Genomic DNA, 15,010 nt, shown 5'->3' with positions numbered 1-15,010 from the left:
TCGTTAAGCCCTGGAGAGCCGATGGTACTGCTTCACGCGGGAGAGTAGGTCGTCGCCGAGAATTTTTATACACGCAAGAAGCCTGTCTTTCGACAGGCTTTCGTGTTTTATGGCCGTTCCTGATTTTACCGGCTTTCCCCTGCCGAGCCTTCCTCCTGTCTCCTGCCTTATTGCTGCGGATTCGATAATCTTTTGATCTTTTGCATTTTGATTCCTGCCGCCTTGAATTCCTGTTTTGCCGTGGAAGAAATAACGTTTGCTCCTGATTTCCCATTAGGGAAAAAAACAATTTCGAGCTGGTAGTTTCCCGCATCGACGAGAGCATCGCCAGGAATGGACAATATTGCTTTTGATGAGGATATTGATTGAGTCTGCTGGTAGCGGATTTCAGGAGGTTTCGGCCACTGCCCCGGTGCAGTTACTGTATATTTTCTGAGGATAATGTCGATTAAAGATTGTCCGGGTTTAACGGGCTGACCGAAGGATAGATGGACAGCAAGATTATTTCCCTGTAAAACAGTGCTACCAGCCTTTGGTTCAAGGATCGAGAGCGGCGGTTGTACTGGCGGTTTTCCGAGCGTGGTTTGCTCTGTTACCACGAACGATCGCCAGAGAGCATTAGCTGGCAGTTCCATGATCGGAGAATAAATGTAGCTGCGTACACGCCATGTGCCGGGTTCGATCGGTAATGTTTTCAGCCAGACATGACCACTGCCTGAGGATTGAATGATTTTTGCCATGCTCTTCGAGGGATTGTCCATGTTCCGTATATCCAGCATTATTTTTGATACAGCCGGTATTTCGAGATCATCAGGTATACGTTGTTTTACCATGAAGAGCATATCGTTTTTAGACGAGTATTGAGCATTTTCCCTTGGTTCTGCGATTTCAAGTATTTTTGCCTGCTCAATGGCATACTTTTTGAACATGGCCATTTGTGAGCTTGTAAGAGCCCCTGCACTCAGGGGTCTTCCCAATCGCTGCACATAGGGCATCAGCGATCCTGACTGGGAGACGATGCTGCATTGAACATTTTTCTGCAGCCACGGATCTTTGCTGCTGCGATATGTTCCTGTATAATATAAGGGAGGGTTAACAGGAGGGTTCGAACCGCTGATCGTGATCGTCTCTTTTGCGGTTTCGGTGTCGATATCATATGATGCAGCGACGCTGTAGTCGAAATAGACTCCAGGCGTTGCATGTGTCCCTCCGTCTACGTAATAGGAGTATCCTGTACCTTTGAATGTGTATTTTCTTGATTCAGATGAGAATTTTTTCTCTATTGCGTTTGATGCGGGAGGGTCAAGCCGTGTGTCCCATCCTATCCATTTTCCGGATTTGTCCAGGGACATGCCGGATGAATCGTCAGATGGGAGTGAAAGGATCAGGAGCAGCGCGGCTCCGACAGTCAGAAAAGAACGCGATATTACTTTGAAAAAAGGGGATGATCGTAGTATCATAATCATGTTCTCCTTTAAAGTATGTGCGAAACCCTGAATATCGAACTGCTTTAAAATATAGTAACAGTGAAGCCTTATCACCAACGGTAATTTTAAGGCGAGTTTGATGTTTTTCTGGTACATGTCCGCCGAATAACAATATTCATAACCAGTTTCCAGTACCTGTGACACTTGAATAAGTCAAGCAGAGATGAATATGATTTATGCATCCTATGCGTACACTCATGAGATGAGTGTCAGAGACTACGAATGCGACATGCAGGGTATTGTCAATAACAGCGTCTATCAGAACTATCTTGAGCATGTCCGGCATGAGTATCTGAAGCGGGTTGGAATAGATTTTGCCGATTATACGAGAAAAGGCATCAATCTCGTCGTCGTCAGGGCTGAACTGGATTACAGGTATCCGCTTAAAAGCGGCGACCGGTTTGTTGTCGGGTTGAACTTCAGGCGGGAGTCGCAGCTGAAGTTCGCATTTTACCAGGATATCTACCGACTGCCGGACATGAAGCCTGTCGTTAAGGCGAAGATTATCGGTACGGCGCTCAATGAAAGAGGACGGCCTCAGATTCCGGCAGGGCTTGCTGCCGTACTGACTGACAGGGTTTGAAAGAAAGATGAAAAGCACAAGGAATGAAACCACTCAAAGAAGTCGCCATGTCGTACATGGTGCTTGCTGAAGCGCAGAAGAAACTGCAGGATGGTATGTTTGCTGAAGCTGCCGCTGAATCGAGAAAAGCCATGGAGATATCGGGAACCATGCCGCCGGAAGAAGCCTTCGACCATGAGGGCTTCGACGGCCTCTGTTTTGCTGTGCTTGCTTCGGCGCAAGCGGGCATGGGAGAGTATGCCGAATGTCTGGATTCCGCGGATCGTGCGCTTCGCTACTTCAACCGACGGGGTGAATTGCAGAAGGACGAAGGAAAACAGTGGATTTCGGTTGTATTCAGTCGCGGTATCGCACTACAGGAGACCGGCGCTCTGGAGGATGCGGCAAAAGCGCTCGGTATGGCAGGAGAAATGATTGCGGAGCGCAATGGAGAATTGCCGGGAAGGGAAGATATGCTTCGACAGATCGCGGAGCGGCTTTCTGTTTCTGGCTGCTTGTCGAAGTCTGCTCGGAAACCGGGCTACAGAGCATGGTGGGAGTTCTGGTCGTGAATGGCAGATTCTTTTTGATGCGATTATTTGTTTTGCGTACTTTGTAAAGGAAAGTGTCGGCTTGCTGTTTTTATGTATACACGTGTGTCACGCTGACGTTTATGGTGTGCATAACCAACTGTGAGATATGCAAATATCAGTGATACTCCTTGCAATTGTTCTTGCTGTTTCTGCAGCGAAGCCATCAGGAGCGGTTGCGCTTCCGGGTGAAGCCCCATTGCAGGTCACCAATGCTGCAAGCCAGGGGCTGCAATCATGGCTGAATCTTATACCTCCAAAAGAGATTAACGAGTATGGCTTTTACCATACGTCCGAGTTCCGGAAGGCAAATCCGGGTAACCCTATAGAAGTGTTTTATCTTCGGGCATCTTCGGTCAGGACATACAACGGTGATAATCTTTCACTGCTCCAGCTTCCTTCCGCCAGGCGCTGGGTCATTCCCGTTATAGTCGACGGACGAATAAGAACACTCCTGACTGTGGCAGGTGACGGGATGTCTTTCAAGGTTGTCCGTATAGGGGAGGCTGGTGTTGCAAACCAGCTCAACAGCATTCTCGGGCATCCCTATGCTCGAAATGGTAAGGCTGCTGTAAGACTTGTAAAAGTACTTGGTGAACGATCGTATTCGGATTTTATTCTTCTGGGAGCAACGGAAAGCGATACGAGACTTATTCCTCTCCAATCTGCCCGTACGGCATTTTCCCTTAAAACCTCCGATATTTACACGCAAGATGCGTCATATCCTTCGCGACAGGTTCTGAGGTCAGCAAAAGAGGTCTTGCTTCTTATGAAACAAAACATCCTGGAGATGGATCATGAGAAGAAATGATGAACCAGGTATCACGCATTGGCTTCGGTCTTTCTTCTGTCTGTATCTTGCTTTTTCGGTGTTATGTTACAATGACGGCAATGCTGTACCAAAACTCGATGTCAAGACTCTTTCTGTTCCAACAACAGGCCAGGTGCAAGGCAACTGGTGCTGGGCCGCAGTTGCAGAAGCTGTGCTTGCCTACAATGGAAAGAATTACGCTCAGTGCCACGTGGTTGAATGGGTTCTGAAACAGAATACCTCATTGAATGTCGATAATGTCTGTTCCGATCCCTCCGCCTATAACTACACCGAAAATCCTCCGGGTGTTCAGGGAATCATGACGCATTTGGGTGTTCCGACAGCATTTCCATTGCACAGAGCGTTGAGCTTCAGTGAGATCAAGCATGAAATCGATAACGGAAACCCGGTGTTTCGTTATATAGAATGGGCTGATGGCGGGGCACATTATACTGTCGTAAAGGGGTACACCGATATTGCCGGAGGTATTGTTCATATAATGGATCCTGGAGGAGAGGGAAACTGTGTTATGGCTTCTTATAGCGATGCTGTAAAAAACAGTGACGGGGAATGGACCGAGTCGATGACTACCTCTTCTCCCCTTGTTGACAGTGACGGGGACGGAGTGTACGATATTCTTGATAACTGCAGGAACGTTTCCAATGCGGATCAGAAGGATTCGGATGGCGATGGTATTGGTGATGTCTGTGACAATTGTCCATTGAAAGCCAATGCGGGTCAGAAGGATTCGGATGGTGACGGAACAGGGGATCTCTGTGACAGCGATATCGATGGTGACGGTGTTCCGGACATGAGCGACAATTGCGATTTTACAAGCAATCCTGACCAGAAGGACTCGGATGGCGATGGTATTGGGGATGCCTGTGATAATTGTATCGGTCAGACTAACCCTGGCCAGGAAGACGGCGATTGTGACGGGAAGGGAGATGCGTGCGATACGGCATTCAATGTTTTCGGCTGCAAAGGTGTTCCGGGAGTCTATGACCGTTTCTGGCAGATCAAGGACCCTTCGTCACCGATAGTCATCCCGCCGATCGACAGAAGTCGACAGTTGCCTCTTATACGGCAGATTAAGCCGCTGACCCCGCAGAATCAGTTGAAAAAGTCCTCCGGAAGGGTACTGACGCCACTGCGTTAGTGATGTTGTTTCATGTGATGTGGCATTTTTTATTAATATTTGAGCTGCATTACATGAACACCATCAGAAATGAACAGCCGGAATGTGTATGGGGGAAATTGAAACGATTTTAGTTATACGGCTGAGTTCAATCGGCGATATTATTCTCACTACGCCGCTTTTGCGTGAGTTGGCGACTGCCTTTCCCGGTGTAAGGTTAGACTATTGCACAAAAGAGCCCTTCAGAGCACTGCTTGAAGAGAACCCGCGCCTTAACGCGCTTTTCACTCCGGATAATCCACCTGCCGGTCGCTACGATCTGGTTGTCGATCTTCAGAATAATATCCGGTCACGCAAGCTTGTCAGGATGCTCGATGCAGGAAGAACGGTCAGGTATCGCAAGGGTAACAGGAAAAAATGGCTGCTCGTGAAGTCGGGGATCGATCTGACCGGGGAGTACCGTTCCGTTGTCGAGCGATACAGGGAACCTGTTGCCGGTTCAGGAGTAAAGGCTGACGAACGGCGATGTGAACTCTATCCGTCTGGTGAGGACAGGTCGTTTGCAAATGCTCTTCCCGGATGCGACGGTCCCCGTCTTGCCCTCTGTTTTGGCGCCATGCACGCATCGAAGCGATTTCCGCCGTTGAAATTCGCTCGTTTGCTGTCGCTGCTGTTCGAAGCAATGCCTCTGCAGGTGATTTTGCTGGGCGGTACGGATGATGCTCCCTATGCTGCCGATATTCTGCAGAATATTCCAACCGATATGCGCAAGCGGGTTGTCGATTATGCAGGCAGATGCTCGCTCATGCAGACGGCAGCGGTGCTTGAGCGGTCGGATGCAGTACTTACCAACGATACCGGGCTCATGCACATGGCTTCGGCATTCGGCAAACAGCTTTTCGTCCTGTTCGGCTCCTCTGTTTCATCGTTCGGATTCCTTCCTTATCATACCCCATTCGAGCTTTTCGAGGTTTCGGGTCTTCGTTGCCGGCCCTGCTCGCATATCGGAAGGGATTTCTGTCCGGAAGGACACTTTCGCTGCATGAACGATATCAGCGAGGATGCCGTAGCCGGTGCAATTCTTGAATATTTCAATACTGTTCGTCAATGAAAGTCGCATCCTGGAACATAAATGGGATCAGAGCCCGAAAAGATGCGCTCCTGTCCTGGATAGAGTCTCGTCAGCCCGATCTGCTCGTTCTTCAGGAGGTGAAGGCCGCAGCGGAGGACATACCGGCGGAGATAGCCGATATTGCCGGTTACCGCAAGTTCTGGAACGGTTCGACTGTCCGCAAGGGGTACAGCGGGACAGGTTTTCTTTTGAAGGAAAACTTTTTTTCCGGAGAGGTTATATGGGAAATCCCCCTGTTCGATCTTGAAAACCGGACAGGGGTGCTGCATACACCGCTATTCTCGCTGATAGGCACCTATGTGCCTCGCGGAGAGAGCGAGGAGCATTACCGGATAAAGCTTGACTATCTCGAATCCCTGAGGGGGTACGTATCGGAACTCCTCGGATCGGGAAAACGGGTTATTCTGACAGGCGACATAAATGTCGCTCACCGCGACATCGATGTGCATCGTTCCCAGAACAAGCCGGGTGCAGTCGGTTTGAGGCCCGAGGAGCGTTCGGCAATCCAGCGTCAGATAGACGGCGGACTCCGGGATATCATGCGCGATCTGTATCCTGACAGAAAAGACCTGTTCACCTGGTGGCCATACTGGAGGCAGGCCCGCGAGCGCAACCTTGGATGGCGTATCGACTGCTTCTATCTTTCAGCCGAACTTGTATCCAGTGTCATCGGCGCTTCGGTAGATACTGAAGAAAAAAGCTCCGATCATGCGCCTGTTATGCTGGAAATGGCATTTGACTGAGCGTGTCGTTTTCTGCGCTGAAACGTCATGATGCGCTATGGTATCGGGCTTCCGAATGGGCGATTTTGATGGTTGGAAAAGTGACATCTAACCCTTACCTTTAAGGTTCAAATTTGCAGGTGGTGTTTATTGCGATTTTTCGCGATAAAGCCGCGGAGAGGGGTGTGCGCAATGCCCTGATCCCGCCGCATGCAAGCAGTTGACGATCTCAATCTCACAGACAATTGCGCTATGGAAACAACTAAACTGTATGAATGTACCGTCATTGTTGACGGCGGGCTTCAGGACGAAGCTATTGCCGCGGCAATGGAAATGGTACAGAAAACCATCACCGCCAAGGGCGGGAGCATCAGCAGCGTTCTTGAAATCGGAAGAAGAAAGATGGCCTATCCGATCCGCAAGAAAACTATCGGTTACTATGCTCACATCGAATTTACCGCGGCGACTCCGGTTATCGCGGAAGTAGAGAAGGTGCTCCGTTACGAAGACGACCTTCTCCGTTACCTTATTATCCATCTTACCAGCGGACTTCTTGAAATGCGAAAGAGAGTCGAGAAGTACAGCGTTGTTATCGGCAGTCCCGAAGATGCCGCGGCTGCTGAAGCCAGCGAGTCCGGCAAGGATGCGAAGTGAAGACAAGGTTCGGAAAATGTGCAGGCGTGTATTGATTTCAATGGAGAATAAAACGGAGAAGATGCTATGGCTGAATTGAAGATGCCTGAAATCAACAGTGTCATCATTGCTGGAAACCTGACCAAAGATCCTGTGTTCAGGCAGACTAATTCAGGAGGGACGCCGGTCGTTAATTTTTCAATCGCATGCAACAGAAGGTTTCGTGACAGCAACCATCAGTGGCAGGAAGATGTCTGCTACGTCGGAGTGGTTGCATGGAACAAACTTGCCGAAAGCTGCCGTGACAATCTGAAGAAAAGTTCTGCAGTGCTGGTTGACGGCGAACTGCAGAGCCGTACATGGAAGGCGCAGGACGGATCTTCGAGAACGGTTGTCGAGATCAAGGCCAGGAGAATCCAGTTCCTCAATAAACGCAAACGTAACGGCGAAGAGGACGAGGAGGGCTTCATCGAGGACGATTGCCATGATATGCATCATGGAGATCTTACGGATGAAGATCCCGGCCATATTTACGAATACAAATATCTCTCTTCCGACTGACAGGAAGTGAAAAGAACAAATTTGTGAAGAACTACCTATGAGACAGAAACCCGCACAGCAGATGGGGAACAAATCGTTGGGAAACGCTTTGGCTTCCAAAAAGAAAACTTCGAAAAACCAGATTGTGTTTTTCGACTACCGCGACGAGCGCAAGCTGAAACGTTTCATTAACGATCAGGGGAAGATCATTCCCCGTCGCATCACAGGACTTTCCGCAAAAGAACAGAATCTTCTGACCCATTCGGTGAAATGGGCAAGGTTCCTGGCGGTGATTCCATATGTTGCCGACGAATACAAGTAAACAATTTTGCAATCTCTTGAAACAAGGACGCTAAAGTGAAAATCATTTTACGAAAGGATGTGGCTGCCCTTGGCGATGCAGGTGACGTTGTTGCAGTAAAGAATGGTTATGCGAACAACTTCCTGATTCCGCAGGGTATGGCTATAAGGGCGACCGATGGGACGCTCAAGGCTCTTGAAACCGAAAAAAAACAGCAGGCTAAAAAAATCGAACAGCAGCGTATACATGCTCGCGAGCTTGCCCAGAAAATCGAACAGATGATCATAAAGGTTTCTGCCAGGGCCGGAGAGTCAGGCAAGCTTTTCGGTACGGTGACATCATCCGATATTGCCGAGGCACTGAAAGCTCAGGGAGTCGATATCGATCGCAGAAAGATCACTCTCGAAGCCCCGGTCAAAGCTCTCGGCAAATATGAGGCCGAAGCGAAGCTTTTCTCGGATGTAACGGTTAAAGTCAGCTTCGAAGTGGAAGCGGAAGCCGCGGCATCCTGAGCGCTGTTTTCTATTCTGTCATTACCGTGCTCCATGGCGTAAAACAGCCATGGAGCTTTTTTTATTGTGTCGGCTTTGGAAATTCTTCGATCCTGCCGTAGAATACGATAATACGGTCTGCATCCCACCGGCAGACCGGGATAGACAGCACTGAAGTACCATTGAACATAAAAAAGGGGAACAGATATGATCCAGACACTTTTGCAGGAGAAATACCCCATCTACACGCTGGAGCTTGACAAAGCCGAAACAAGCTGCGGTAGCGTGGATGATATTATGGCACGTTTTAAAGAGCGGATCGATGCCAATCCGGGGATAAAATTTATCGGTGTTTTCGATCATTATGCTCATACCTCTTCGCTGCCTGACGGGGTGATAGCTCCGGGAATCAGGGATGCCGGGAACATTCTGTTCTGTTTCGGAAAAGAGATTCCAAATCCGGGAGTGCTTGCCGTGCGTCCCAGGTCTATCGGTGTCGTCGAACTTGAGAATTCGTTTGTCATAACGTTTCTGGAAGCCCCCAATCCTGCGGCTAACGAGGCAATGGAAACCTGGACAAAAGAGCTGAAAGATAAATAGGGTATCCGTGCACCTCTTTTTTTGAAGAAAGAAAAAAACCTCCGGAGTTGTTTGTTTCTCCGGAGGTTTTTTCTGTTTCTGTCTGCTCTTCTTCATGCCGTTTATGCAGGAAACTGACGAAGCATACGCGCGTCGTTTTCGAACAACAGCCGAATATCGTCGATTTTATAGCGAAGCAGCACGGTTCTGTCAACACCCATGCCGAATGCATATCCCGACCAGGTTTCCGGGTCTATGCCGCAGTTGCGCATGACGTTCGGATGCACCATGCCGCATCCCATGATTTCAAGCCAACCCGATTTTTTGCAGACGCGGCATCCCTTGCCGCCGCACAGATAGCAGGTGACATCGACTTCGGCCGAGGGTTCGGTGAAGGGAAAAAAACTTGGCCTGAAGCGCAGCTTCACATCCGTGCCGAACATCTGTCGGGCAAATGAAAAGATGGTGGCTTTCAGGTCGGCGAAGGAGACGTTTTTATCGATATAGAGTCCTTCGAGCTGGTGGAATACGCAATAGCTGCGTGAACTGATTGCCTCGTTCCGGTATACCTTTCCGGGGCAGATCACCCGTATCGGAGGTTTATTGTCGAGCATCACTCTGACCTGTACAGGAGAGGTATGGGTTCTCAGCAGTACGTCTCCACCGGGATTTCCTCTGGTGACAAAAAAGGTGTCCTGCATATCTCTGGCAGGATGGTCGGGAGGAAAGTTCAGCATATCGAAGTTGTTCCGGTCAAGCTCGAGTTCCGGACCGGTGGCTATGCTGAATCCCATCGCATGGAATATCTGCTTCATCTCGCCAAGCACCTTCTGGACGGGGTGTTCGCTTCCGCTGAATTCCCTTCTTCCGGGCAGAGTGAGATCGATAGCCTGCGATTTGCGGGCTGTCGGAGAAGAAAATGCGGCGTTGGCCGCTTCGATCTTTTCGTCTGCAGTAAGTTTGAGTGCGTTGAGCAATTGACCTATCCCTGGTCTCCGGGAGGCTTCGACGGATTTCAGTTGAGAGAAAAGAGCCGCTATTCGCCCCTTACGGACCGTATAGGCATGCCTGAACGCTTCGAGATCCCTGGCGTTCCGGATCTCGAAGGCATTGATTTCCTGCTGCAGACTAAGGATTGCTTCTTCCATTGCAAGCGAGCTGATGCTTAACCGATGACTGATTTGACGATCTGTGTAAAAGCGGCAGGATCCTTGACGGCGATTTCTGCAAGGGCTTTGCGGTCTATTTCGATGCTTTTTTTATTCATCGCATCGACAAGTTTAGAATAAGTGGTGCCGTTCAGGCGGGCAGCAGCGTTAATACGCATGATCCATAGCGAACGGAAGTTGCGTTTTTTTGCGCGGCGGTCGCGATAGGCGTACTGTTCGGCTTTATCGACGGCGTGTTTGACGACGGTCAGGATATTTCCTCTCGATCCCCAGAAGCCTTTGGCTTTCTTGAGGACTCTTTTTCTCCGCGCCCTGGATGCAACGGCATTATTGGCTTTAGGCATTGTTCTCTACAATTAAGGTTGTCAATTTATGCAAGAATCATCCGCTTGATCTGCTTTTCTTTTGTTCCGTCAAGCATTGTCGACTGATGAAGGCGGCGAGTACGTTTTCTGTTCTTTTTTTCGAGGTTGTGCGAACCGTTCATTCGTTCACGTTTGATTTTTCCGGAGGCAGTCGCTTTGAATCGCTTGCATGCTCCTCTGTGTGATTTCATTTTAGGCATGATCGTCTCATTTGTATTGTAAAAAAACAGGCCTGTGCCGATTTATTCTCCGCTTTTCGGTTCCGGTGCAGGCGCAGGTGATGATATGGCGCTTGTTTTGGCTTTGATACGTTCAAATGCGTCAATTTTCTTTTTATCCGGTTCGAAATAGACGAAGAGTTTTTTTCCTTCGAATTTTGGATCTCCGTCACGGTTGCTGACGCAGCTGAGCCGTTCGGTCAGGCGTTCGGCAAGCTCGAGGCCTTTGTCCTTGTAGATGATCGACCGTCCGAGAAAGACGATAGTGGCCCTTACTCTGTTTCCTTTCCGAAGAAACTCCTCGAGATGGGCGGTCTTGAAATCGAAGTCGTGCTTGTCGGTATTGGGATGAAACCGCAGTTCCTTGAGCGTCGTGGTTTTCTGCTTTTTCTTGAGGTCTTTCTCCCGTTTGTCCATTTTGAAGAGAAGCTTGCCGAGGTTGTCCAGTTTGCATACAGGAGGTTCGGCGTTGGGCTGTACTTCGATCAGGTCAAGATTCCGATCTTCTGCCATACGTCTTGCGTCCAGGGTTTTCATGACCTGCTGGGTTCCGTCCTGAAAGACAATACGCACTTCCGGAACGCGGATCTGTTCGTTGACCCGGTAGGAAAGTTTCGGCTTCTGAGTCGTCGTCTTCTGTTTCTTCATGAGATCAGCATTAGTTTAAAAAGTCAGATTCGTTCCGTTATTTCCTTTCTGAGCATATCTGTAAGAGCGGCAACGCTGAAGCTGCCCATGTCGCCTTTCCTGTGGCGGCGTAACGATACTTCGCTATTTTCCCGTTCCTTCTGTCCGGCGACAACCATACAGGGAATTTTACCGACTTCCGCTTCCCTGATTTTCTTTCCTATTTTTTCGCTTCTCATATCGATCTCTGCGCGGATGCCAGCCGCAAGCAAAGCGGCGTGGACGGTTTTCGCGTAGTCATGCACATCCTCTGCGATCGGGAGAACGATTGCCTGAACCGGAGCGAGCCAGAGCGGAAAATTCCCGGCGGTATGTTCTATCAGGACGCCGATAAAGCGTTCCATGGAGCCGAACGGTGCACGGTGTATGACCACCGGTCGATGTTTCTGACCGTCGCTGCCGATATAGCTGAGGTCAAAGCGCTCGGGCATCACGTAATCGACCTGGACGGTACCGAGCTGCCATTTGCGGCCAAGCGCATCGCGGACGATAAAATCGATTTTCGGGCCGTAGAAACTCGCTTCACCGATGCCAATGAAATAGTCTATGCCCATACGATCGGCAGCTTCCCGAACATCCTTTTCCGCCTGTTCCCATACTTCCGCCGTACCGCCGTATTTTTCCCGGTTGGCAGGATCGTGCATGGAGAGGCGGGTCTGAACCTCGGAGAATCCAAGTGTACGGAAAACGAACTGCGTCAGATCGATGGCGTTGCAGATTTCATCGACAAGCTGGTCAGGCCGGCAGTAGATGTGAGAGTCGTCCTGCGTGAATCCTCTTGCTCGTACCAGCCCGTTGAGTTCGCCGGACTGTTCGTGGCGGTAGACTGTGCCGAACTCGGTAAGACGTATCGGCAGATCACGATAACTGCGCAGCTTCGAACTGTAAATCAGATGGTGGTGCGGACAGTTCATAGGTTTGAGCAGGTACTGCTCCTGCTTGCCGTCCTCGTCATGATAGGTCAACGGAGGGAACTGCGAATCGCTGTAATAGGGATAATGACCCGATCGCTTATAGAGGCCGATATTGCCGATATGCGGTGTGTAGACCGGCAGATAGCCCCGTTTGCGCTGTTCTTCTTTCAGGAACGTTTCAAGTTCGCTGCGGATGATGGCGCCTTTGGGCAGCCAGACCGGCAGGCCGCTGCCGATTTCAGGTGAGAGCATGAACAGCTCGAGCTCGGCGCCGAGTTTGCGGTGGTCCCTTCGTTTGGCTTCCTCAAGTCTTGCGATGTGCTCCCTGAGCAGTTTCTCGGACGGAAAAGCGATGCCGTAGATGCGCTGCATGCTCTCCCTCGAGGAGTCACCGCGCCAGTATGATGAAGAGATATTGGTAAGGAGAACGGCCTTGAGTTTCGCCGTCGTGGGCAGGTGCGGCCCGGAGCAGAGGTCGGTGAACGATCCCTGGTGATAGAGCGATACGGTTTCGACCTCTTTCAGGGTATCGTTGAGGATTTCAACCTTGTAAGGGTCGTTGCGCACGCCGGTGAAATACGCTATTGCATCGGAACGTTTCATCTCTTCGCGCTTCAGGAGGATGTCACGTTTTCCGATTTCCAGCATTTTCTGCTCGATCAGCCGGAGATCCTCTTCGCGGAACCGGTGTTCCGAAGCTACGTCGTAATAGAAGCCATGTTCAGTCGCCGGTCCCGCACCGAAGCGGCTTCCGGGGTAGAGTTCCTCTATGGCCTGAGCCATGATATGGCTCGCGCTGTGCCAGAATATATCGCGCCCGAGCGGCGAGTCGAACGTGACGATTTCCATGCTCGAGTCGCTCCGGATCGGCGTATGGAGATCCGCGGGTTTGCCGTTGATGGTAACGGCAAGTGCATTCTCGGCAAGCCGCTTGCCGATGGAGAGCGCTATATCAAAACCGGTACTTCCGGAGGGAACGGTGCGAACCGTCCCGTCAGGCAGGGTGATGGCTATCGAAGCCTGCTGTTCCTGTATATCGGACATGCTGTTGTTGTCGTTTCGTCATGCTGCGTCGCCGGACGGTTGTTCCGGTACAACGCGGGATCTCTCCGAAGGAGAGAAGAAAAAAAATGTGTCCAGCCTCTTTATGTCAGTACTGCACGGCCGGGAGGGCTGAGCGCGTCGTTATGCACGACAATTCCCGTTACCGTTAAGTGGACTTCAACGATACGAATAAAATATTGAAAAAGCAAATTCAGCCTATATTCCGGAGCAGTTCAGCAGTTACGGTTTCTTTTCCGGTTTTCCTTGCCAGAGTTTCGGCCCTTGTTTTAAGTTCGCGTCCGAACGATATCTGGCTGATGAACGGGGCTTTTTTCACCAATTCGTTGAGCAGCGCTTCTGCTTCTCCGGTCCAGGTGATCCTCGTCAGCGCGTCTTCGGCGGTGATGCTTCTTTTCTGTATGGGCAGGAAGTTGAAGAGCATGTCGTAGAGAGCGTTCACGATCTCCTGCAGCAGGTAAACCGCGCCGCTGTGTCCCATGAACGGGGTACCAAGAGCCCTGCGGACAATTGGGCCGGGGAAGCCTGCGGGAATGAATTTCGTCTTTGAGTCGAGTTCGGCCAGATAGATCTTGTCTGCCATGCGCCCGAAAAGGAACTGCGGCTGTTTTTCCTTTATTTCGTCGCGCAGCAGAGTATTGTCTGCTCCCGGAGTGTAGTGGCTGAACATGCATTGCATGCCCATCTCTCCGGAAAGAAATTTTTCGAGTCCGCGAGCATAGCTTTTTCCTGCGGTTACGCCGAAACGGACGGTAGGGAACCATTCAGCCTGCGGACCTCTCCAGAGGTCCCATACCGGTTTGAGCGTGCCGTTTTTTTCCTCCTGCAGAAACGATGCGGCTTTCTCTGTGTTTCCTGTTAGCCTGCCGATATCCGTAATGAATTGCCTGGTCTCTTCGAGACCGAAAGGCGCGTAAAGAACCGGACGTCCCAGCGATTCGGCAAGTGAACTGCCGAATTCGCGATAGAGCACGACAATGACCTCGGAGTTTTTCAGGCTTGAAATATCTGCGAGTCTGCTTTCAAACGGATAGACGCGGCTGACGCGCGCTCCGCAGCCGTTTATGATTCTCTTGATCTCGGAGAGATCCGAAGGACTGTTGAAGCATCCGTATGTCGGACCGATGATGCCGACAGTCCCTTTTTCGATTACGGCAGGCTTTCCGTCATCGAACTTTCCGAAAAGCCATTGCAGAGCCCTGTCCCTGCCCTGCCACTCATCCTCTCCGAGAGAGTCGGAAGGGAAGAATGTGACGTCCGGGAACTGCATTTCAAGCATGCGCTCATGATCGCTGCCGATCATTTCGCTTTCAGCGCTGGATACAAGGATAATATGCCTGTCGGCAGCAGGAAGTCTGTCAAGGATATCACGTACTGTTTCGGTGCTTCCTGACGAGGATATCTCCTTTTCAGTAAGACTGGTTGGCGTAAAATTCTCAAGGTAGGGTATTGCGTCGGTGTAGTCCATGACGGCAACGCCTACCAGATTATAACAACCTACCGGAGCGTCGGCTACGACGTGAACATCGCGGAGCGAGCAGAAGGTATTGACCGCAGCCCAGTATGCGCTTGCAGTCGATTCGTCACGAACGGTTTTTCCCATGGTTCC

The 15,010-nt window shown here is 50.5% G+C and carries 18 protein-coding genes; 11 read left to right on the top strand and 7 right to left on the bottom strand.

The window, feature by feature from the left end; all coding sequences use genetic code 11:
* Nucleotides 1-167 precede the first annotated feature (167 nt).
* Entirely contained in the window at nucleotides 168-1,583 is a 1,416-nt protein-coding gene (locus K4305_RS06450) for a hypothetical protein (RefSeq protein ID WP_331561573.1), read from the bottom strand.
* Nucleotides 1,584-1,689: 106 nt separating this feature from the next.
* On the opposite strand from K4305_RS06450, the gene K4305_RS06445 reads away from it, so the two are divergent.
* The 11 genes from K4305_RS06445 (at nucleotide 1,690) to K4305_RS06395 (ending at nucleotide 9,007) form a co-directional block, all read left to right on the top strand.
* Complete coding sequence (locus tag K4305_RS06445) at nucleotides 1,690-2,070, top strand: acyl-CoA thioesterase (protein WP_331561572.1); 381 nt, start codon at nucleotides 1,690-1,692, stop codon at nucleotides 2,068-2,070.
* Between the two features lie 23 nt (nucleotides 2,071-2,093).
* Nucleotides 2,094-2,621, top strand: coding sequence for a DUF3856 domain-containing protein (locus K4305_RS06440; RefSeq protein ID WP_331561571.1), 528 nt, complete (start codon nucleotides 2,094-2,096; stop codon nucleotides 2,619-2,621).
* Between the two features lie 127 nt (nucleotides 2,622-2,748).
* Entirely contained in the window at nucleotides 2,749-3,450 is a 702-nt protein-coding gene (locus K4305_RS06435) for a hypothetical protein (RefSeq protein ID WP_331561570.1), read from the top strand.
* On the top strand, nucleotides 3,437-4,609 hold the full coding sequence (locus K4305_RS06430) for a thrombospondin type 3 repeat-containing protein (protein ID WP_331561569.1): 1,173 nt from the start codon (nucleotides 3,437-3,439) through the stop codon (nucleotides 4,607-4,609). Before K4305_RS06435 ends, K4305_RS06430 begins: the two co-directional genes overlap by 14 nt.
* A gap of 88 nt (nucleotides 4,610-4,697) precedes the next feature.
* Entirely contained in the window at nucleotides 4,698-5,699 is a 1,002-nt protein-coding gene (locus tag K4305_RS06425; RefSeq protein ID WP_331561567.1) for a glycosyltransferase family 9 protein, read from the top strand.
* On the top strand, nucleotides 5,696-6,463 hold the full coding sequence (locus tag K4305_RS06420) for an exodeoxyribonuclease III (protein ID WP_331561566.1): 768 nt from the start codon (nucleotides 5,696-5,698) through the stop codon (nucleotides 6,461-6,463). The genes K4305_RS06425 and K4305_RS06420 overlap by 4 nt, the downstream gene beginning before the upstream one ends.
* 231 nt (nucleotides 6,464-6,694) lie before the next feature.
* Nucleotides 6,695-7,096, top strand: coding sequence for a 30S ribosomal protein S6 (gene rpsF / locus K4305_RS06415; protein WP_331561565.1), 402 nt, complete (start codon nucleotides 6,695-6,697; stop codon nucleotides 7,094-7,096).
* 66 nt (nucleotides 7,097-7,162) lie between these two features.
* Nucleotides 7,163-7,636 (top strand): single-stranded DNA-binding protein, encoded by a 474-nt coding sequence (locus K4305_RS06410; protein WP_331561564.1) that lies wholly within the window; start codon nucleotides 7,163-7,165, stop codon nucleotides 7,634-7,636.
* A gap of 37 nt (nucleotides 7,637-7,673) precedes the next feature.
* Nucleotides 7,674-7,937, top strand: coding sequence for a 30S ribosomal protein S18 (rpsR, locus tag K4305_RS06405; RefSeq protein WP_331561563.1), 264 nt, complete (start codon nucleotides 7,674-7,676; stop codon nucleotides 7,935-7,937).
* 35 nt (nucleotides 7,938-7,972) lie between these two features.
* Nucleotides 7,973-8,428 carry a 50S ribosomal protein L9 gene (gene rplI, locus K4305_RS06400; protein ID WP_331561562.1) on the top strand — a complete coding sequence of 152 codons (456 nt, stop codon included), beginning with the start codon at nucleotides 7,973-7,975 and terminating at the stop codon, nucleotides 8,426-8,428.
* 186 nt (nucleotides 8,429-8,614) lie between these two features.
* Nucleotides 8,615-9,007 (top strand): DUF6858 family protein, encoded by a 393-nt coding sequence (locus K4305_RS06395; protein WP_331561561.1) that lies wholly within the window; start codon nucleotides 8,615-8,617, stop codon nucleotides 9,005-9,007.
* Between the two features lie 101 nt (nucleotides 9,008-9,108).
* Here the strand turns inward: K4305_RS06395 and pheS are convergent, their stop codons facing one another.
* The 6 genes from pheS to bchZ form a co-directional block, all read right to left on the bottom strand.
* A complete protein-coding gene (gene pheS / locus K4305_RS06390) occupies nucleotides 9,109-10,134 on the bottom strand; it encodes a phenylalanine--tRNA ligase subunit alpha (RefSeq protein ID WP_331561560.1) in 1,026 nt (341 codons plus the stop codon).
* 17 nt (nucleotides 10,135-10,151) lie between these two features.
* On the bottom strand, nucleotides 10,152-10,499 hold the full coding sequence (gene rplT, locus K4305_RS06385) for a 50S ribosomal protein L20 (RefSeq protein WP_331561559.1): 348 nt from the start codon (nucleotides 10,497-10,499) through the stop codon (nucleotides 10,152-10,154).
* A 26-nt stretch (nucleotides 10,500-10,525) separates the two neighbouring features.
* Nucleotides 10,526-10,720, bottom strand: a complete 195-nt coding sequence (gene rpmI / locus K4305_RS06380; protein WP_331561557.1) for a 50S ribosomal protein L35 — start codon at nucleotides 10,718-10,720, stop codon at nucleotides 10,526-10,528.
* A 42-nt stretch (nucleotides 10,721-10,762) separates the two neighbouring features.
* A complete protein-coding gene (infC, locus tag K4305_RS06375; RefSeq protein ID WP_331561556.1) occupies nucleotides 10,763-11,386 on the bottom strand; it encodes a translation initiation factor IF-3 in 624 nt (207 codons plus the stop codon).
* Between the two features lie 23 nt (nucleotides 11,387-11,409).
* Nucleotides 11,410-13,383: a threonine--tRNA ligase gene (gene thrS / locus K4305_RS06370; RefSeq protein WP_331561555.1), complete on the bottom strand. Its 1,974-nt coding sequence runs from the start codon at nucleotides 13,381-13,383 to the stop codon at nucleotides 11,410-11,412.
* Nucleotides 13,384-13,594: 211 nt separating this feature from the next.
* Nucleotides 13,595-15,004 (bottom strand): chlorophyllide a reductase subunit Z, encoded by a 1,410-nt coding sequence (bchZ, locus tag K4305_RS06365; protein ID WP_331561554.1) that lies wholly within the window; start codon nucleotides 15,002-15,004, stop codon nucleotides 13,595-13,597.
* Between the last annotated feature and the right edge of the window lie 6 nt (nucleotides 15,005-15,010).

It is taken from the genome of Chlorobium sp. (assembly GCF_036528655.1).
Taxonomy (GTDB): domain Bacteria; phylum Bacteroidota; class Chlorobiia; order Chlorobiales; family Chlorobiaceae; genus Chlorobium.
The sequence above is the reverse complement of the archived record's forward strand: the minus strand, read 5'-3'. Positions and strand labels throughout refer to the sequence as shown.